General features: G+C 62.5%; 15 protein-coding genes. 9 read left to right on the top strand and 6 right to left on the bottom strand.

Annotation, left to right across the window (positions count from 1 at the left end):
* Window positions 1-266: 266 nt before the first annotated feature.
* Window positions 267-776 (bottom strand): RadC family protein, encoded by a 510-nt coding sequence (gene radC / locus K2W61_RS20110; protein ID WP_016448851.1) that lies wholly within the window; start codon window positions 774-776, stop codon window positions 267-269.
* 438 nt (window positions 777-1214) lie between these two features.
* Here radC and K2W61_RS20105 point away from each other — a divergent pair, with 438 nt between their 5' ends.
* From K2W61_RS20105 to K2W61_RS20065, 9 genes are all read left to right on the top strand, one after another.
* Window positions 1215-2309 carry a hypothetical protein gene (locus tag K2W61_RS20105; protein WP_016448852.1) on the top strand — a complete coding sequence of 365 codons (1095 nt, stop codon included), beginning with the start codon at window positions 1215-1217 and terminating at the stop codon, window positions 2307-2309.
* Complete coding sequence (locus tag K2W61_RS20100) at window positions 2309-3205, top strand: hypothetical protein (protein WP_016448853.1); 897 nt, start codon at window positions 2309-2311, stop codon at window positions 3203-3205. The genes K2W61_RS20105 and K2W61_RS20100 overlap by 1 nt, the downstream gene beginning before the upstream one ends.
* A gap of 9 nt (window positions 3206-3214) precedes the next feature.
* A complete protein-coding gene (locus K2W61_RS20095; RefSeq protein ID WP_054657731.1) occupies window positions 3215-6253 on the top strand; it encodes a DEAD/DEAH box helicase in 3039 nt (1012 codons plus the stop codon).
* Window positions 6250-8184 (top strand): Qat anti-phage system ATPase QatA, encoded by a 1935-nt coding sequence (gene qatA, locus K2W61_RS20090; protein ID WP_016448855.1) that lies wholly within the window; start codon window positions 6250-6252, stop codon window positions 8182-8184. The genes K2W61_RS20095 and qatA overlap by 4 nt, the downstream gene beginning before the upstream one ends.
* On the top strand, window positions 8073-9068 hold the full coding sequence (qatB, locus tag K2W61_RS27825) for a Qat anti-phage system associated protein QatB (RefSeq protein ID WP_306424821.1): 996 nt from the start codon (window positions 8073-8075) through the stop codon (window positions 9066-9068). Before qatA ends, qatB begins: the two co-directional genes overlap by 112 nt.
* Window positions 9065-10432, top strand: a complete 1368-nt coding sequence (gene qatC / locus K2W61_RS20080; protein ID WP_016448857.1) for a Qat anti-phage system QueC-like protein QatC — start codon at window positions 9065-9067, stop codon at window positions 10430-10432. The genes qatB and qatC overlap by 4 nt, the downstream gene beginning before the upstream one ends.
* Before the next feature lie 13 nt (window positions 10433-10445).
* Complete coding sequence (gene qatD, locus K2W61_RS20075) at window positions 10446-11195, top strand: Qat anti-phage system TatD family nuclease QatD (RefSeq protein ID WP_016448858.1); 750 nt, start codon at window positions 10446-10448, stop codon at window positions 11193-11195.
* 71 nt (window positions 11196-11266) lie between these two features.
* On the top strand, window positions 11267-12535 hold the full coding sequence (locus K2W61_RS20070; protein WP_016448859.1) for a hypothetical protein: 1269 nt from the start codon (window positions 11267-11269) through the stop codon (window positions 12533-12535).
* Window positions 12536-12636: 101 nt separating this feature from the next.
* Entirely contained in the window at window positions 12637-12996 is a 360-nt protein-coding gene (locus tag K2W61_RS20065; protein ID WP_016448860.1) for a helix-turn-helix transcriptional regulator, read from the top strand.
* A gap of 16 nt (window positions 12997-13012) precedes the next feature.
* On the opposite strand, the gene K2W61_RS20060 is transcribed toward K2W61_RS20065, so the two are convergent.
* The 5 genes from K2W61_RS20060 to guaB all read right to left on the bottom strand — a co-directional run bounded on the left by K2W61_RS20060 (window position 13013) and on the right by guaB (window position 18614).
* The gene (locus K2W61_RS20060) at window positions 13013-13537 is read right to left on the bottom strand and encodes a helix-turn-helix transcriptional regulator (RefSeq protein ID WP_016448861.1); all 525 of its coding nucleotides are present in this window, start codon (window positions 13535-13537) and stop codon (window positions 13013-13015) included.
* A 4-nt stretch (window positions 13538-13541) separates the two neighbouring features.
* The gene (locus K2W61_RS20055; RefSeq protein WP_016448862.1) at window positions 13542-13817 is read right to left on the bottom strand and encodes a hypothetical protein; all 276 of its coding nucleotides are present in this window, start codon (window positions 13815-13817) and stop codon (window positions 13542-13544) included.
* Between the two features lie 62 nt (window positions 13818-13879).
* Complete coding sequence (locus tag K2W61_RS20050) at window positions 13880-15139, bottom strand: tyrosine-type recombinase/integrase (RefSeq protein ID WP_016448863.1); 1260 nt, start codon at window positions 15137-15139, stop codon at window positions 13880-13882.
* A 301-nt stretch (window positions 15140-15440) separates the two neighbouring features.
* Window positions 15441-17033, bottom strand: a complete 1593-nt coding sequence (guaA, locus tag K2W61_RS20045; RefSeq protein ID WP_175135328.1) for a glutamine-hydrolyzing GMP synthase — start codon at window positions 17031-17033, stop codon at window positions 15441-15443.
* Between the two features lie 120 nt (window positions 17034-17153).
* A complete protein-coding gene (guaB, locus tag K2W61_RS20040) occupies window positions 17154-18614 on the bottom strand; it encodes an IMP dehydrogenase (RefSeq protein WP_175135329.1) in 1461 nt (486 codons plus the stop codon).
* Window positions 18615-18703: the final 89 nt, after the last annotated feature.

Here is an 18703-nt window from a genome sequence, read left to right as displayed (position 1 = left end):
AGGATGCCGGGCGGAATTGCCCGACCCTTCCGGGGCACGGCGCAGCGCAAGCAGTCAGGGGTCAACGACGGCCGCCAGGCCGCAAGCGCCATCGGCGCGCAGCCCTTGACGGCGAGCACGCCGTGGCACGATGAAGGGAACAGCAAGACCGCCTCCCTCACACCTCCGCGCACCCCAGTTTTTGACAAGTGCGCAGCACGCGCAGGCCCGCGAGGGCCGGAGTCGCGCCACCAGGCGCAGCAAAAAGGGGGCCGAAGCCCCCTCGGTCAGATCAGGCCGCGTTCGGCGAAGGACATGGTGCTGCCGCCCGCCACGACGATGTGATCCAGCGTGCGGACATCCACCAACGCCAGCGCCTCCTTGAGTCGCTGGGTCAACACCTTGTCGGCGCCGCTCGGCTCGGGATTTCCGCTCGGGTGGTTGTGCGAAACGATGACCGCCGCCGCATTGAGCCGCAGCGCCTCCTTGACCAACTCGCGCGGATACACCGATGCGCTGTCGATGGTGCCGCGGAACATCTCCGCGTACTCGATCAGGCGATGCTGCGTATCGAGGAACAGCACCGCGAACACTTCGTGCTCGAAGCCAGCCAGCTTGGCGCGCAGGTACTCCTTGACTGCCGCCGGCGAACTGAACGAGGTACCGCGCTGCATCTTGTGCTCGATGGCCTGGCGCGCGGCCTCCAGAATCTGGTCTGCCGTCGCCAGCAGGTAGCGGCCTTGTGCATCGCGCACCATCAGCGAGGCATCGAACGAGGAAAAGGACAGTTGCGACATGATCGCGCTCCGGTTGCTCGGGCGGAATTGCCCGGAACCGTGGCCAGCACGGCGCAGCGCAAGCAGTCAGGGGTCGCAGACGGCCGCCAGGACGCAAGCGCGCACAAGCGCGCGCCGCCCTTGACGGCGAGAACGCCGTGATACGGTGAAGGGAACAGCAAGACCGCCCCACTCCCTCGCACCCCGGCCCTTGGCAAGCGGAGCGCGCAGGCCCGCCAGGGCGGAGGCGCCAAGGATCAAAGCCGGATGGCCGCGACTCGGCACGAGGCGTGGGGACAGCCCGCGAACCCGACGGCGAAACGCCAGAACGCGCGACAGGGGCTTAGTCGAGCCCCGGCAGGAGGCCATTCTTCACTGCGCAGTAAAAATTGCCATTTGGCCGAATATTCGGTAAGGTACCCATATTTACTGAACAGCAAACGAGCCACCACTGCCCGCATGTTTGAGTCCAGCCTGACCGAACAACAGTTGATTGCGCGCTTCCTTGACGCCCTGCGGGAGCTTCCGGAGGTGGAGGCCGACTTCGACCATTGGGAACCCGTCGGCACGCACGATGACCGTGGGTACGATGCTCAGGTCGATCTGCACGTCGCCGGCAAGTCCTTCGTCCTACTGCTTGAAGCCAAGAAGGCCGTCTTTCCCCGAGATGTGCGCCAGGTGATCTGGCAGCTTCGGGCGGCGAGCCACGAGAGGCCTGCTGGGCACGGGGAAAAGCCTTTGTCGTTCCTCGTCGCCGAATCCATCTCCCCAGGCGCGAAGGAACTACTCCGAAGTGAGCGCGTCGGCTACTACGACAGCGGCGGTAGCCTGTACTTGCCTGCGCCAGGTGCATACCTCTATATCGACAAACCGCCACCCAAGGCCCTGGCGAAGTCGGTGCGCACGCTGTTTACCGGACGGCGCGCCCAAGTGCTTCACGCCCTGTTGGTCCAGCATCAAAGCTGGTTCGGCGTCACCGAGTTGGCACAGCAAGCCATGGTGTCGCCCGCCACCGCCTCGCAAGTGCTGACCGAGTTGGAACGCTTTGACTGGCTGGAAGCGCGTGGGCAGGGTCCGAGCAAGGAGCGCTACCTACGGGAGCCGGCAGCCTTGCTGGACGCATGGGCCAAGGAACTTGCAACTATCCGTCAGCCGACCCTGCGCCGGTACTACGTGCCAGGCGCGAAGGCCGATACGCTGATGGCGCAAATCGGCCAAGTCTTCGACGCGCACGACGTCCAGTACGCAGTCAGCCACGAGGCCGCCGCGCAGCGCTATGCACCATTCCTTTCCAGCGTCTCCCAGGTTCGTATGCGGGTGCTAATCGGTGCGAGCGCCGATGCCTCGATCGGCGACCTCGATGCGCGCGTCGTCAACGAAGGCGCCAACTTGGCCGTCATCGAGGCCAAGTCGCCGGGAGAACTGCTGTTTCGCGAGAAGGTCGATGGCCTGTGGCTGGCGAGCCCCATTCAAATCTATCTCGACCTGTTGCGCGGCGAAGGCCGCTCCAAGGAAATGGCCGGACACTTCCGCAAGGAAAGGATCGGCTTCTGATGGCCAAGCCTGCAACGTTCGACGGCTACAGCGACCAATACACGGCGGACTGCGAGCGTGTCCTTGTAACGCTGCTGCGCGGTCTCGGGCCGTGGAAGGATTCGGTCTACCTGGTCGGCGGGCTCACGCCGCGGTATCTCGTCGCCGCGCGACCGCCTGTGGTGCCGGCGCACGCAGGCACGCTGGACGTTGACATCGTAATCGACCTGCAGATCCTGGCCGACACCGAGGCGTATCACACGCTGGAGGACAACCTCAAAAAGATGGGCTTCGAACGCGCCGAAAACGACGTGGGGAAGAAGCTCTCGTGGCGTTGGCAGACCCGCACCGAACATGGCGCGCTGATGGTGCTGGAACTGCTCGCGGACGCGCCGGACATCGCCGGCGGCAAGGTGCAACCGCTGCCGACCGAAGGCACGATCTCAGCCTTGAACATACCGCATTCGTCCATCGTCTTCGACCTGCACCAGATCACCGAAATCCAGGCCGAGTTGCTGGGTGGCAACGGCGTCGCTACCGAGAAGATCAAGCATGCCAGCCTTGTCAGCTTCACCTGCTTGAAGTCCTTCGCGTTCGACCAGCGTTTCGAGCGCAAGGATGCGCACGATCTGATTTATTGCATCGAGCACGCACCCGAAGGCATGGACGCTGTAGCCGAAGCCTTCCATAACGAGCGAAGTGGCAAACATGGCGCCGTCATCGAGGCTGCGCTGACGATCCTGCGCAGCCGTTTCACGAGCGACGATAAGACCGAGGGCTATCGCAAGGATGGCCCGGTGTCGGTTGCCAAATTCGAGCTGGGCGAAGGCGATGAATCTGAGCAGCGCGAAGCGCGGGCGTTGCGGCAGCGGCAGGCCAGCGACGTAATCGAACAACTCCTTGCGCGGATCGAATAAGGGGTGCACATGGCGATCAAAGCAATCTTCGTAGGCATCAACAAGCACCTCGATAGCTCCATACCCGAATTGAGCGGAGCGCGCCGTGACGCCACTGCGTTGTGGGCATTGTTCACCGACACGGTCGAAGGTCTGAGTGCCCGTCTACTGGTGGACGAAGCCGCGACACACGCGGAAGTTTCGGATTCCATGCTCGGCACCTTGGCCGCCGCGAGCGCGGATGACGTGGTGGTCATCGCGTTCGCTGGGCATGGTTCTCCAGACGGCAATCTGGTGTTGTTCGACACGGACGCCAGCGACCTCGCAGGAACAGCCTTGTCGATGGCTGGCTTGGCGGATACCTTCAAGACGACGAAGGCCCGCGCGGTCCTGTGCATTCTCGATTGCTGTTTCAGCGGCCAGGCGCCCGCGCGCGTGCTGGAGACAGCAGCGCGTCCACGCAATGCATTCGCGCTCACCGGCATCTACGGAGAGGGGCGCATCCTCCTAGCCGCCTGCGCAACCAACGAATCAGCATGGGAACAACCGGGCACCGGGCACGGGCTGCTCACCCACGCCGTGATCGAGGCCTTGACTGGCGCAGCAGGCGAATCAGTCAGCTTTCCTGAGATCGCAGGAGAGATCATCCGGCTCGCGCGCGTCGAAGCGGAGCGCATCAGCGTCACGCAAACGCCCGTGTTCCTGGGCAGCGTGCGGGGTGGACTGACGTTCCCGACGCTCAAGCGCGGCGACAACTACGCCGCGGCCTTCCCCGCAAGAGCCGTGCAGCAGATGTCGGGACCGTTCGCGGAGTTTTCTGCCCACGGCTTCCCTCCAGAGATTGTCGAGAAGTGGGCAGCGGATTTCCCGCAAGGCCTCAACGCGTTGCAACTCAGGGCGGTCAACGAGTTCGGCGTGCTCGGTGGCAACTCTCTCTTGGTCGTCGCGCCCACAAGCTCCGGCAAGACATTGATCGGCGAAGTGGCGGCGATTCAAGCCGTCACCTCCGGCAAGAAGGCGGCGTTCCTATTACCCTACCGCGCACTGGTCAACGAAAAGTTCGAGGAGTTCACCGAGCGTTATGCGGCCGCCGGTTTGCGTGTGGCCCGTTGCAGCGGAGACGCTACCGATGGCATCGGACCCGTCCTGGCCGGACGCTACGACTTGGGATTCTTCACCTACGAAACCTTCCTCAACCTCGCACTCGGCTCCCCTCGCCTTCTGAATCAACTCGGTCTCGTCGTGCTGGACGAAGGGCAGTTCATCACCGACCCGCAGCGCGGCATCACGGTTGAACTGATCTTCTCGCTGCTCTTGCGGGCGCGCCAACGAGGCATCGAGCCACAGCTCGTAATCCTCTCGGCGGTCATCGGCAATCTGAACAGCTTTGACCGCTGGCTCGGCGTTCCTCTCCTACTGTCGCGCGAGCGGCCTGTGCCGCTGGTCGAAGGCGTGCTCGACCGGCGCGGTACATTCCAGCACATCGATACCGATGGGAGCACGAAGACCGAGGCCTTGCTGCCTTCACACCGCATCGTGCAACGCCGGGACAAGCCCAGTTCCCAGGACGTGATCGTGCCTCTGGCACAACAACTGGTGGGACAGGGCGAGAAGCTGTTGATCTTCCGTAACATGCGCGGTCCGGCCCAAGGTTGCGCGAAGTACCTTGCCAAGGAACTGGGTCTGCCACCGGCTACCGCCATCCTCGACGTTCTGCCGACCCAGGACCTGACCGGCGCCTCACAGGACTTGCGGGAATGCCTAGCCGGCGGCACCGCTTTTCACAACACCAACTTGCTGCGCGCAGAGCGCGAGGCGGTCGAGAAGGGGTATCGCAGCGCCACGGGTGGTATTCACGCACTTGTCGCCACGACGACCTTGGCGGCCGGCATCAACACCCCGGCATCGACGGTCGTGCTCGCCGAGAACGAATTCGTCGGTGAAGATGGCCGACAGTTCACCGTGGCCGAGTACAAGAACATGGCGGGTCGTGCCGGCCGGCTGGGCTTCAACGAGACTGGCAAGGCAATCATCTTGGCGAATACGCCGATGGAACGTGCGCAGCTTTTTCAGCGCTACGTGCTCGGCGTACCCGAGGACGTGAAGTCCTCCTTCCAGCAGCGCGACCTGCCGACATGGGCATTGCGCCTGCTTAGTCAAGTGCGCGGCGTTCGCGCCGATGAGATCCCGGGGTTGCTGGTCAATACGTTCGGAGGATATTCGGCGTCGCGTGCGAATCCGCAATGGGTCGCGATGGTGGAGCGAGACGTGACCACGCTGGTCGATCGCCTCCTGCAGGCGGGACTAGCCGAGCGCGAAGGCAATCTCATTCACTTGACGCTGCTTGGCCGTGCCTGCGGTTCTTCGTCCTTGTCATTCGAGTCGAGCTTGCGCCTAGTCGAGTTGATGGGACGCCTGAATGTGGCGCAGACGCCGCCCAGTCACATCTTGGCAATGGTGCAGGTGTTGGATGAACTGGACGCCATCTACACGCCGGTCATGAAGAAAGGCCAGTCAGAGAGTGTGCGCGCTGGCGAGGTAGCGCAGCGCTTCGGGCATCAAATGCCTCAAATGCTGCAACGGTATTGCCGCGACCAGATCGAGTTCTGGGCTCGCTGCAAGCGAGCTGCGCTGCTGTATGACTGGATTGAGGGAACGCCCGTTGACGTACTGGAGAAGCACTACTCCACGACCCCATTTGGCGGTGCCATCGGATACGGCAACATCATCGGCATCGCCGATGCGACGCGCTTTCACTTGCGCTCCGCGCATCAGATTCTCGCGGCACTCTTCCCCGATCAGCCCGATTTCCTCAAGAGCTTGGACGAGATTCTTCAGCGGCTCGAATTCGGGTTGCCCTCCACCGCCCTGCTCCTCACGAGAGTCTCGGTGCGGCTGACGCGGGGCCAATGCCTGGCACTGTTGTCCATCGGTGTCCACAACGCGGACGGCCTGGAGAACCTGGACGATGATCGGCTGCGCCGCTGCGTCGGAGCAGGCACGGCCGCACTATTGCGCTCTCAGAGTAACGTGCTGGCGATGCTGGATGAACAGGGAGGAGACGAGTGATTCTGACCGATAACGAAACCAAAGTCGATCTGCTGAACAACGAGGCGATTGCCAGCACGATCATCGAGCTGCTTCGTGCTAAGCCCGACCATCCAGTGACGATCGGCGTGCACGGCGACTGGGGTGCGGGTAAGTCCAGCGTGCTCGAGATGATCGAGGCCGGCTTCGCTGACCAGGACGATGTCCTGTGCCTCAAGTTCAATGGATGGCGCTTCCAGGGCTTCGAGGATGCGAAGATCGCCTTGATCGAGGGGATCGTTACGGGCTTGGTCGAGAAACGTCCAGCCCTAAAGAAGGCGGCAGTAGCCGTCAAGGATGTCTTCCGTCGCATCGATTGGCTGAAGGTCGCCAAGCGGGCCGGTGGCTTGGCGCTAACCGCATTTACAGGCATTCCGACGCCCGAACAAATCGGAGCCATCGTCGGCTCGCTCGAAGCGTTGATGGCAGACCCTTCCAAGCTCGTCACTAAAGAAAACCTCTCGACAGCCATCGACGAGGTGAAGGCCGTGTTGAAGCCGGGTGAGTCCAAGAATGTGCCGGAGGAAGTGGAGGCTTTCCGAAAGGCGTTCGACCAGCTTTTGAAAGATGCAGGTATCAAACAGCTCGTTGTCCTGATTGACGACCTCGATCGCTGCCTGCCCGACACAGCCATTGAAACCCTCGAAGCGATCCGGCTGTTCGTGTTCACTGCACAGACGGCATTCGTCGTCGCAGCCGACGAGGCGATGATCGAATACGCGGTGCGCAAGCACTTTCCCGATCTACCCGACAGCACCGGACCGAGAGACTACGCCCGCAACTACCTCGAAAAGCTCATCCAGGTTCCGTTCCGCATTCCGGCCTTGGGAGAGACCGAGACGCGAATCTACGTGACGTTGTTGCTGGCTGGCGCCGAGGTCGGCGAGAACAACGCGGACTATGAAAAGCTGATCGCCGTGGCACGGGAGAATCTGAAACGGCCTTGGACCAGCGGTGGTCTGGATGCCGCGACGGTCAAGACAGCGCTCGGCAAGCAGGCCGAGAAGGCGAACAATGCACTTGCACTCAGCGACCAGATCGGCCCCATCCTGGCGAGCGGAACCAAGGGCAACCCGCGCCAGATCAAGCGCTTCCTCAACACGCTGTTGTTGCGCGAGCGCACCGCGAACGCGCGCGGTTTTGGCGACGACATCAAACTACCCGTGCTCGCGAAGTTGATGCTCGCGGAACGCTTCATCCCAAGGTTGTTCGAGCAAATTGCGTTCGTTGCGGCAATCCATCCGCAAGGCCTGTGCGAAGACCTTGAAGCACTGGAGAAAAGCCTTGCGATAGCTAACGATAAAGATGGTGAGCCCAAGGGGCAGAAAGCCGCCGAGCCCGCCCCTGCATCCGACAACGCCGTGTTGACTGAGTGGAAGGCGTCGGAGACGGTACGCGACTGGTCGCGCCTCTCGCCGAAGCTGTCTGGACTCGATCTGCGCCCCTACCTGTTCGTGACAAAAGACAAGAAGGATTACTTCGGCCCGGTGTCGGTGTTGGGTCACTTGGCTGGCGTGGTCGAGAAGCTGTTCGGCGGCAAGATGACCGTCCAAGGCTACGAAGCCGAATTGAAGCAACTCGTGCAACCCGAAGCCGAGAAGGTGTTCGAGGCTGTGCGCAGCAAGATCATGGGCACGGGCGCTTTCGACACCAGACCGGCAGGTGTCGATGGTCTCGCCGTCCTTGTGAGGGCGCAGCCCGGCCTCCAGAGCCGGTTGATGGACTTCCTGGAGGCACTGCCAAGTGGCAAGTGCGGGCCTTGGGTCGTCAGCGGCTGGCAAGGCGTCATCAAAGACACCGAATGCGCGACTCGCCTGACGAAGCTGCTCGGAGACTGGAGCAAAGTCACCGGCAATCCCGGCCTCAAAGCCAGCGCCGAAGCGGCACTCAAGGATATGAAGGGAGGGCGCTGATGGGAACCTCGACAGCTTACGGTGGCCCAGGCGGCGGGACACCACTCGTCCCGTCATGGCTGGGCGACGCAGGTGGCGGTGGTGCCCCTGCCGCCCCTCCGGGCGATAGTGCAGGCCCTGACGGCCAGCCGCCTGCGGACGGCACCGCGCCACCGGCGCCGCCGAATCGCCCGCCTATTCCCAAGACAGCGGACCCGCAACGCTTCTCTGGCGCGCGCAACAGCTTCACTCGATTTGCCGGCTCCGGCGGCAGCGATCGAGCCAGTCTGGGCCGAGCCGTCTCCAGATACGTCTCAACGTCCGCCGGGGGCTCGCGCCAAGCTGCCCAACGCATGGGTGCATCTCGGGGAGCGGGCGCGCGGCTCCTTGGCTTCTTGGCCGATGCGCAAGCGCGGGGGGTGCGTGAGGCCTTGCGCGCCCTGGATCTGGAATCATTGGCAGGCCGCCCGATCACTGAGATTTTCGTGGGCCTGGCCGACTACGTCTGCCCAGGTGCGGGCACGGTTGATGAAGGCATTGCCCGCGAGGCTTACATCGAAACCATCGTTGAACTGGCGAGCGAAGGACTCACCGATCTGACCACGTTTACCCCCGATCAAATGCAGACGGTATTCGAGCTGTATGCCACCCATGCGATCGAGGCGCGCATCTGCAACGACATCGGAACCAAAGCCGTAACCATGCCAACCGATGCGCAGGCTGCGCATCGCGTCGAGCAACAGTTGCGCGACTTCATCCGAGGCGGAGTGAGCGATGCACTGACGCGAGCACGGGCGGAGACACCCAATCTCACTCCAGAACGGATTCAAGGCTTCGTGGACGCTGTGTACGAGTCCGCATTTGCAATCTTGCAGACCCTCGGCGACGCAGAGGCCAATCAATGAAGCGACAACTCCTGGCGGGCCGCTTTGGCCCAGACGACCGCTTTGATGTGACGGCGGGCGTCGATGAACAGACGACTTACCTGCAACTCGTCGCTGGCGAGAAATCCTTAGACCACGGTATCGGAGGCGCGCTCACGAGTCTGAAGAAGATCGGCGTGTTTCCTTCGGAAATCGGCATCGACCTGATGGTACTGGCCGCCCATGTCCATGCGGCCGATACTCGCATCTCTCGCACTGAACAGTCCCAAGATTCGTGGACGCGCGAGATACGGTTGGTCGTGCCGGTCAGCGACCCGGCTCGCTGGAGCGCAGCAGCGCCTATCCTCAAGAAGTCTCTGGACTTCTTGACGGGCGATCGCTGGACGATCGGCTTCAGGGCACGTCCAGATCGATTCGCGGCAATCGCCCAAGCGGCGCCCCCGAGTTTGATCGCTCCTCCCTTCGATTCCGTCAGTCTGTTCTCGGGTGGACTGGATAGCTTGATCGGAGCCATCGACCTGTTGGAAGACGACGCCACTCCCCTCCTGGTCAGTCACTTCGGTGAAGGTGCAATCAGCGACGCGCAGGGCAAGCTGTTCACTGATTTGAGAAAGCACTACGCAAAGTCCTCTTTTGAGCGGCTGCGTGTAGGCATGACCTTCAAGAAGGGCCTGGTGGCGGATGTTGGTTCCGAGGACAGCACGCGTGGCAGGTCGTTCCTGTTCTTCGCACTCGGCGTGTTTGCGGGCACTGGACTTGGGCACCGTTTCGTCCTGCGCGTCCCCGAGAATGGGCTGATCGCGCTGAATGTGCCTTTGGACCCCCTGCGGTTGGGGTCAAACAGTACCCGCACCACGCACCCGTACTACATGGCAAGGTGGAACGACCTGCTTGTCGCACTCAACATAGATGGAGAGGTTCGAAACCCGTACTGGGACAAGACGAAGGGCGAGATGGCCGCAGCTTGCCGCAACTCAACCCTCTTGAAAGAGTTGGTGACGGATTCGTTGTCGTGCTCATCCCCCGCCAAAGCACGATGGCTCGGACATGGCATTGAGCACTGTGGCTATTGCTTGCCATGTCTGATCCGCCGCGCGGCGTTGATGGCGGCATGGGGTACTGGATACGACCCGACAACGTACACCGTTCCCGATCTTCATGCGCAGCCCTTGGACACGCGCCAAGCGACCGGAGTACAGGTCAGGTCGTTTCAGTACGCGATCGAGCGCTTGAGAGGCAAGCCGCAGCTCGCGAACCTCTTAATCCACAAGCCTGGCTCGCTTGCGGATGAAGCCGCGCACCTAGATCAGCTTGCCGATGTTTACCGGCGTGGCCTCGGCGAAGTCGCACGGCTCATCGACGGTGCCGAGGCGAGACCGAGTTGACGAGGATGCGCGCGTGATCGCCACTGCGGGGCTCGTGGACTTCCACTGCCATCTTGACCTCTATCCGAACCATGCCGCGGCGGTCCAAGACGCGGAGGCATCCGGCGTGTTCACTCTGACGGTGACGACGACACCTCGCGCCTGGCCTCGCAATCACGAACTAGCGCAGCGCACGAAGCATGTTCGCGCGGCACTAGGGCTGCATCCGCAATTGGTCGCGGAACGTGAAAGCGAGATCGAGCTATGGGATCAATACCTTGGGGAGACACGCTATATCGGCGAAGTCGGGTTGGACGCCGGCCCCCGGTACTTCAAGTCGCTCGATGCGCAGAAGCGAGTGTTCCAGCACGTGTTGCAGCGCTGCGCGCAGGCCGGTGACAAAATTATCACAGTCCACAGCATTAGATCGGCCAAGGCGGTACTCGATCTTGTCGAGGCACATCTACCGCCCGAGCGCGGAAAAATCGTTCTCCACTGGTTCACGGGAACAAAGAGCGAGGCGAATCGCGCGTTGGAGTTGGGCTGCTACTTCTCGATCAATGCGGGAATGCTGGGCAACGAGAGGCACGCACCGATGGTGCAGGCTATCCCTCTAGATCGGATGCTGACGGAAACCGATGGCCCCTTCACTCGCACTGGCGATAGACCTTCGCAGCCAAGCGATGTAGCGAGCGTCGTCGAGGAACTGGGGCGGTTGCATAGGCTACCTGCGAGCGACGTGGCCAGTCTCATTCGTGACAACCTACGAGCGATTCTCGTATAGCTGGAGGTGGAACACTCCGAGGAGAAAAACCCAAAGCTATCGGCATATATTTCCAACCCGAAGAGTGGTCCATGCCCGACATTCCCATTGCCGACGCTCTGTTCTCCGCTCTCCTCAGTCGTGACGCGGATGCACTCGATGCGATCGAGGCAAATCACGCCGCCGAATGCGCATTCATTCGCACTGTCATCTGCACCGATGCTTCGGGTGCCGTTGACTTAGACCTCGGGCTCAGCGTGTCCTCCAGCGACTACGTGACCTCGTTTTTTGAAGGGCCGCGTGCGTTCTTCATGTCGGCCGGAACCAGCGTCCATGCCCGTCTCACAGGTGGTAGGTCGAACGTGCTGATCGACTTCTCTCTCAGCTTCGACTCGAATTTCGCAGAGAAGCTGCGTGCAGTCATCGCCGGCGAGAACATTCAGCGGGCTGATCGCGATAGGGTCATCGAAATTCTCATGCTGAAGGCTCGAAACCGCCATGTGCAGTTCGATGTGATGCCGTTTCTCATCGAGAACACGCGCATGGCCCGTAACGAGCCCTCAAACGAGCGCCCCCTGAATACGCTGATCGCTTTCCGCATGCTCGACCACCTGAATTGGCATGCCTTTCAGGATGATCCCAGCCGCTTCGCTTTCGATGCTTCATACGAGGACCTGAAAGCCCTGCTCCGGCCCGATGCCGAAGCCTTCCTGGCGGAGTTTCAAGCCAGTGAGCATATCGATCATCACGAAGCAAAGAGCGCTGGAGCGCAGGCGCTGCTACTGCGGTTCGCTCGACTTTGGCATGAGGAACGCAAACGGGACAAGAATCGCATCCTGCGTGAATTGCTCCGTTTCAGCATCCATAAACTAGGGTCGATCCCGCTTACCGAATTGCGGCTGATCTGGAGTAGCATGACCTCTAGCCAGGGATCGCCATTCTTCGGCCCCATCATGGGCAGTTCCCCTGAGATGTTGCAGAAGATTCGCGGCATGGCCTGGGACATGACATTGCTCCGCGTTATGGAGCAAATCGCCACAGCTAGCCAGGCCGGCTCCTTCTTCATCCCCTATTTCGTGTCAATGGATCGCCGCTGGCGCCATCTCCTTAGCTTAAATCCTGTGAGGTTGATGCTGATCGACGACGCGCATCGACGCGTGCTTTTCGCACGGACCGATGAACTAGAGTTCCAGCGCGTGCTGGGAGAGTGCATGCAGACCGCATTTCAGTTGGAGATGGCACCTGAAAGGGTCGAGGCTCGCCGCAGGGCGGCGCAGACCGTTGAATTGAACGCAATGAAGCAGCTCGTCGCCGAAGAAGAGCCATTGGCTCGAACAAGAGCTGCAGTAGCCGTCGAGTGAAATCGAAAGACACCGCAAGAGCGCTTGAGTTCGCTGTTCTACGCCGCAGCAAGTTGTCCCGATAGGCACTGAACTTCACCATGTCTCCATGCAGCGCACTCATGGAGTCCGAGGTGGAACAGCTATCGCAAACATCCAACGCGCTCCCCTTGCCGGGAACGGAAGCCTACGAGGCGCTGCCGCAGTTCCCGAAGCAAAGCCCCCTTCCCTTCCGGCGCACCATTCGCCGCCAAGAACTGCGGCAGATCGTCCCTCTGGCCGAAACGACGATCTACGAAATGGAGCGCCGCGGTGAGTTCCCGCGCCGCTTCAACCTGACACCGCGCTGCGTCGTGTGGGACTTGGCCGAAGTGGAAGCGTGGGTCGAGCAGCGCAAGCAAGCTCCTCGCAGCGGCGTCTCGAAGCCCGATGTCCATCTACGGAAAATCCGCCCTGTTCGGGCGGGTTCGAGAGAGGAATGAAGCGGAGCTACGGCGGTTATCCCACCAAGGCTTCCAGCTCCTTGGACGCCGAGTGTGACACCCGGCGGCCTTCTTTCGCCACATTGACCTGCAAGGCCACCCGCGCCACCTCCTGAACGTCCCTGGTCAGCGAATAGCTGCCCTTGGCCTGCAACCAGGCCAGCACGTCCGCCAGGTGCCAGATCGACGCACTGCCTTCATGCACCGGCGCCGGGAAGCTGCCCGGATGGGCCAGCATCAGCTTGCGCATGTTCTGCCGCGACACGCCGACGATCTCGGCCACATCGGTCAACCCGACGAGATCCGGCGCCACCTCGATCAACCTGGCCGACGGTACGGCGCTGCGCACGTCGGCCAACGCGCTGCGCACGGCCGCGTCCGCGCTGTCCGCCTCTCGGGTGAACTCCAACGCCAGCCGCCCCGGCTGGCCGATACCGACCAGGGCATCGTCGCAGCCGGCCTCGCCCAGACGCTCGACCAGGCCATCCGGGTCGCTGTCGTCTTCGGTGAGCTGGTACTTCAGGGTGAAGGTGTATTCCATCGTGCTACTCCTCGGCACCGCCTTCAGCCTCGCGCTGCTTGCGATGCGTGGTGCAGTTGTCCACGACACGCCGCAGAGCGCGTGCGTGGTTGCCAGGGTTCTTCGGCGTGCTCCATACGCTGGTGATGCAGAACTCGCCGCAGCGACACTCCTCATCGTTGTATGGGCAATAAATCCGCCCCCAGGCGTGGCTGCCACCGACTTCGACGCGCCAACCCTGCCCTTCGGCGTGCCTGAGAGCTTCCTCGACCTCCTTCTTCGGATGAGAGGGACGGGCCATCAGTGATCTCCAGTATCGGGGTGACCGGCCTAGGTTGTCAAGTGACAACCTAGGCCGCCATTTCAGACCGTCGCGCTCAACACCGGCACGACCACATGCTCCGGCATCAGCCTCGGCACGTAGGTCTGCCCGTCGATCCAGGCATCAACCATGTTGGCCCACTCCTGCAGCATGTGACGCCGCTGCTCGGCGTACTCGGCCTTGTTGTAGACCGAGCGCGAGGAGCGCCCGCTTTCCTCATGCGCTAGGCACTTCTCGATCCAGTCGCGGTTGAAGCCCACCTCGTTCAGCAGCGTCGAGCCGGTGCGACGCAGATCGTGCACGGTGAACGGTTCCAGCGGCAGGCCGGCGGCCTTGGCCCGCTCTGCCACGATCTGCGTGACCCGGTTCAAGGTCGCATGGGACATGCAGCGGTCGGAGTCGTAGCGCGACGGCAGCACGAATTTCGAGCCGGCTGCGCAGGTATGCAGCGCCACGAAGATGTCGAGCGCCTGGCGCGACAGATAGACCACGTGCGGATTGCGCCCTTTCATGCGCTGTTTCGGGATCGTCCAGGTGGCGCTCTCAAAATCGACCTCGTCCCACGTGGCCTCGATCAGCTCGCTTTTGCGCACCAGCGTCAGGACGATCATCCGCAACGCCAGCCGGATGGTCGGATAGGTGGCCACCGACTCCATCTGCCGCGACATCAACCGGATTTCCAGCGGTGACAAGGCACGATCCTTCGGCACGAAGGTCGCGATCGACGCCGCGCCCACGTCGTCGGCCGGGTTGTCCACCTTCTCGCCGTGCAGGATGGCGAAGGCGTAGACCTGCTTCACGATGTCGCGGATGTGGACCGCGGTGGCAGGCGCGCCGCGCGCCTTCACCTTGTTGCAGAGGGCGCGCAGGTCATCGGCCGCGATTTCGTTGAGCTGCCGGTTCTGGAACGCCGGCAGGATGTCCCGATCGATGATGCTCTTGCGCATCGCCTTCGTGCTGTCGGCCATCCGGGCGCCCGCCAGCCACTTTTCGGTCATGTCGCCAAAGGTCTTGGCGGCGGTCAGTCGGCGCTTCTCGCGCTGCTTCTCCAGCGCGGGGGATTTACCCTGGGCGACGGCCTTCTTGGCGTCGATCAGCTTTTCGCGGGCCAGGGCCAGCGAGATGCCTGCCGGCCCGTAGCGGCCGATGGTCAGCGTCTCACGGCGACCGTTGAGACGGTAATCGTAGCGGAAGGTGACGGTACCGACGGGCGATACCGTCACGTACATGCCATCGCGGTCAAAAGCCTTATAAGTCTTGGGCTTAGGCTTGAGGTTGCGCAGTGCGGTGTCGGTAAGCATCGAGGTTTTTCCTCCTGTTCGTGACGGCTTTTACCGTCAGGGGCCAGGAGACCTGCTGATGCTCGGAAAGCCGCATGAAACAAGCTTTCCCGAGGAGACTTTTACCGTCAAAGACCGGTTTAGTCTGGATAGTAAACGGGAGGGTCTTAATCCAGCCCCCGGTTCGTACCGTCAGTTCTACCGCCAACCTGTTTTGCTGGCCGGCGATAGTCACCGATAGCTGTCGTGACGCATTTCCTTCTAAATCAACACGTTATGACAGAATTTCGATAGCTGGCGATAGTCTCCGAAGGACCTGATTTCACTCCCACTCAATCGTCGCAGGCGGCTTGCTCGACACGTCATACACCACCCGGTTAATCCCCCGCACCTCATTAATAATCCGCGAGGAAATCCGAGCCAGCAACGGATGCGGCAGCGGCGCCCAATCGGCCGTCATGAAGTCAAACGTCTGCACCGCCCGCAGCGCGACCACGTACTCATACGTCCGCCCATCGCCCATCACCCCCACCGACTTCACCGGCAGGAACACGGCGAACGCCTGCGAGGTCAGCTCGTACCAGGTCAGGCCGCTGGCCTCGTCCTTGGTGTTGCGCAGTTCCTCGATGAAGATCGCATCGGCGCGGCGCAGCAGCTCGGCGTACTCGTGCTTGACCTCGCCCAGGATGCGCACGCCCAGGCCCGGGCCCGGGAACGGATGGCGGTAGACCATCTGCGGCGGCAGGCCCAGGGCCACGCCCAGTTCGCGGACTTCGTCCTTGAACAGTTCGCGCAGGGGTTCCAGCAGCTTCAGGTTCAGCGTGTCGGGCAGGCCGCCGACGTTGTGGTGCGACTTGATCGAGGTGGCCTTACCGGTCTTGGCGCCGGCCGATTCGATGACGTCGGGGTAGATGGTGCCCTGGGCCAGCCACTTGGCGCTTTTCTGCTTGCCGGCTTGTTCCTGGAACACTTCCACGAATTCGCGGCCGATGATCTTGCGCTTGGCTTCGGGGTCGGCCACGCCGGACAGCTTGCCCATGAATTGGGCGGTGGCGTCGACGTGGATGATCTTGACGCCCATGTTCTCGGCGAAGGTCTGCATGACCTGCTTGCCTTCGTCCAGGCGCAACAGGCCGTGGTCGACGAACACGCACGTCAATTGATCGCCGATGGCCTTGTGGATCAGGGCCGCGGCCACCGACGAGTCGACGCCGCCGGACAGGCCGAGGATGACTTCGTCTTCACCGACCTGCTCGCGGATGCGGGCGACGGCTTCGGCGACGTAGTCGGGCATGTTCCAGTCGCCCTGGCATTCGCAGATCTCGTTGACGAAGCGGGCCAGCATGGCCTTGCCCTGCACGGTGTGGGTGACTTCGGGGTGGAACTGCACGGCGTAGAAGCGGCGATCTTCGTCGGCCATGCCGGCGATGGGGCAGGACGGCGTGGAGGCCATCAGCTTGAAGCCCGGCGGCAGCTCGGTGACCTTGTCACCGTGGCTCATCCAGACCTTGAGCATGCCGTGGCCGTCGTCCGTGGTGAAGTCTGCCAGGCCTTCCAGCAGCTTGGTGTGGCCGTGGGCGCGGACTTCGGCGTAGCCGAATTCGCGGTGGTCGGAGAAGCTGACCACGCCGCCCAGCTGTTGCGCCATGGACTGCATGCCATAACAGATGCCCAGCACGGGCACGCCCAGCTCGAACACGGCGTGCGGCACGCGCATGGAGCCTTCTTCGTAGGCCGATGCGTGGCTGCCCGACAGGATGATGCCCTTCAGGCCCTGCGCCATCTGGTCGCGGATGAAGGCGTCGTCGACGTCGCCGGGATGCACTTCGGAGTAGACGCCGGCTTCGCGCACGCGGCGGGCGATCAGTTGGGTGACTTGCGAACCGTAGTCGAGAATGAGGATGCGCTGGTGCATGGAGACTCTACCGGTAATGAATGAAACCGCAGTAAATAAAACCGCACCGGCAGACCCGCTGACTGATTCTGCGGTTCTGCCGGTGCGTGATGCCTGACATTGTAGTTGACTGTACGGGGATCAGTCGGCGCGGTAGTTGGGCGCTTCCTTGGTGATCTGTACGTCGTGCACGTGGGATTCGCGGACACCGGCGGAGGTGATTTCCACGAATTCGGCCTTGGTGCGCATGTCGTCGATGGTGGCGGCGCCGCAGTAGCCCATGGAGGCGCGGATGCCGCCGACCAGTTGGTAGATGATGGCGAGCACGCTGCCCTTGTAGGGAACGCGGCCTTCGATGCCTTCGGGGACCAGCTTGTCGGCGTTGTTGGCCGGGTCCTGGAAGTAGCGGTCGGCCGAACCTTCGGTCATGGCGCCCAGGCTGCCCATGCCGCGGTACGACTTGTACGAGCGGCCCTGGAACAGCACCACTTCGCCCGGCGCTTCTTCGGTGCCGGCGAACATGCCGCCCATCATGCAGGAGAACGCGCCGGCGGCCAGGGCCTTGGCGACGTCGCCCGAGTAGCGGATGCCGCCGTCGGCGATCAGCGGCACGCCCGTGCCTTCCAGCGCCTTGGCGACTTCGGAGATCGCGTGGATCTGCGGCACGCCGACACCGGCCACGATGCGGGTGGTGCAGATCGAGCCGGGGCCGATACCGACCTTGACGCCGTCGGCGCCATGCTCGACCAGCGCGCGCGCGGCGGCGGCGGTGGCGATGTTGCCGCCGATGACTTCGACCTTGGGGTAGTTCTGCTTGACCCAGCGCACACCTTCCAGCACGCCCTTGGAGTGGCCGTGGGCGGTGTCGACGATCAGCACGTCGACGCCGGCGGCGACCAGCTTTTCGACGCGCTCTTCGGTGTTGCCACCGACGCCGACCGCGGCGCCGACACGCAACTGGCCCTGGGCATCCTTGCTGGCCAGCGGGTGCTCGGTGTTCTTGACGATGTCCTTGACGGTGGCCAGGCCGCGCAGCTCGAAACCGTCGTTGACGATGAGCACACGTTCCAGGCGATGCTTGTGCATCAGGGCCTGCGCTTCATCCAGCGTGGCGCCTTCCTTCATGGTGACCAGGCGTTCCTGCGGCGTCATGATGTTGCGCAGGGGCTGGTCCAGGTTCTCTTCGAAGCGCAGGTCGCGGTTGGTGACGATGCCGACCAGCTTGCGCCCTTCCACCACCGGCAGGCCCGAGATGCCATGCTGGCGCTGCAACGCGATGGCGTCGCGCACTTTCATCTGGGGGGTGACGGTGACCGGATCGATCACGATGCCGAATTCGTGGCGCTTGACGCGGGCGACTTCACGGGCCTGGGCGTCGGCGGACAGATTCTTGTGGATGATCCCGATGCCACCTTCCTGGGCCATGGCGATCGCCAGGCGGGATTCGGTGACCGTGTCCATGGCGGCGGACACGAGCGGGATGTTCAGGGAGATGTTGCGGGTCAGGCGCGTGGCCAGGGAGGTGTCGCGCGGCAACACCTCGGAATACGCAGGCACCAACAACACATCGTCGAAGGTGAGCGCTTTGTGAACGAGACGCATGGGTAACTCCGGGCGCAAAGCAAGATTATACGCCGCTGACGTGTTTTGACTAGGTGTTGACCCTAGGTCGCGGCGGAATTTTTGCGACT

Origin of the sequence: Achromobacter pulmonis (genome assembly GCF_021733725.1) — a bacterium.
In the GTDB taxonomy this organism is placed as follows: Bacteria; Pseudomonadota; Gammaproteobacteria; order Burkholderiales; family Burkholderiaceae_B; genus Achromobacter; species Achromobacter pulmonis.
The sequence above is the reverse complement of the archived record's forward strand: the minus strand, read 5'-3'. Positions and strand labels throughout refer to the sequence as shown.

What these genes read in the sequence shown, in the direction of transcription:
- radC (WP_016448851.1), bottom strand. Translation starts at nt 776, where the DNA reads ATGTCGCAACTGTCCTTTTCCTCGTTCGATGCCTCGCTGATGGTGCGC.
- K2W61_RS20105 (WP_016448852.1), top strand. Translation starts at nt 1,215, where the DNA reads ATGTTTGAGTCCAGCCTGACCGAACAACAGTTGATTGCGCGCTTCCTT.
- K2W61_RS20100 (WP_016448853.1), top strand. Translation starts at nt 2,309, where the DNA reads ATGGCCAAGCCTGCAACGTTCGACGGCTACAGCGACCAATACACGGCG.
- K2W61_RS20095 (WP_054657731.1), top strand. Translation starts at nt 3,215, where the DNA reads ATGGCGATCAAAGCAATCTTCGTAGGCATCAACAAGCACCTCGATAGC.
- qatB (WP_306424821.1), top strand. Translation starts at nt 8,073, where the DNA reads ATGCGCGACTCGCCTGACGAAGCTGCTCGGAGACTGGAGCAAAGTCAC.
- qatC (WP_016448857.1), top strand. Translation starts at nt 9,065, where the DNA reads ATGAAGCGACAACTCCTGGCGGGCCGCTTTGGCCCAGACGACCGCTTT.
- K2W61_RS20070 (WP_016448859.1), top strand. Translation starts at nt 11,267, where the DNA reads ATGCCCGACATTCCCATTGCCGACGCTCTGTTCTCCGCTCTCCTCAGT.
- K2W61_RS20065 (WP_016448860.1), top strand. Translation starts at nt 12,637, where the DNA reads ATGGAGTCCGAGGTGGAACAGCTATCGCAAACATCCAACGCGCTCCCC.
- K2W61_RS20060 (WP_016448861.1), bottom strand. Translation starts at nt 13,537, where the DNA reads ATGGAATACACCTTCACCCTGAAGTACCAGCTCACCGAAGACGACAGC.
- K2W61_RS20055 (WP_016448862.1), bottom strand. Translation starts at nt 13,817, where the DNA reads ATGGCCCGTCCCTCTCATCCGAAGAAGGAGGTCGAGGAAGCTCTCAGG.
- K2W61_RS20050 (WP_016448863.1), bottom strand. Translation starts at nt 15,139, where the DNA reads ATGCTTACCGACACCGCACTGCGCAACCTCAAGCCTAAGCCCAAGACT.
- guaA (WP_175135328.1), bottom strand. Translation starts at nt 17,033, where the DNA reads ATGCACCAGCGCATCCTCATTCTCGACTACGGTTCGCAAGTCACCCAA.
- guaB (WP_175135329.1), bottom strand. Translation starts at nt 18,614, where the DNA reads ATGCGTCTCGTTCACAAAGCGCTCACCTTCGACGATGTGTTGTTGGTG.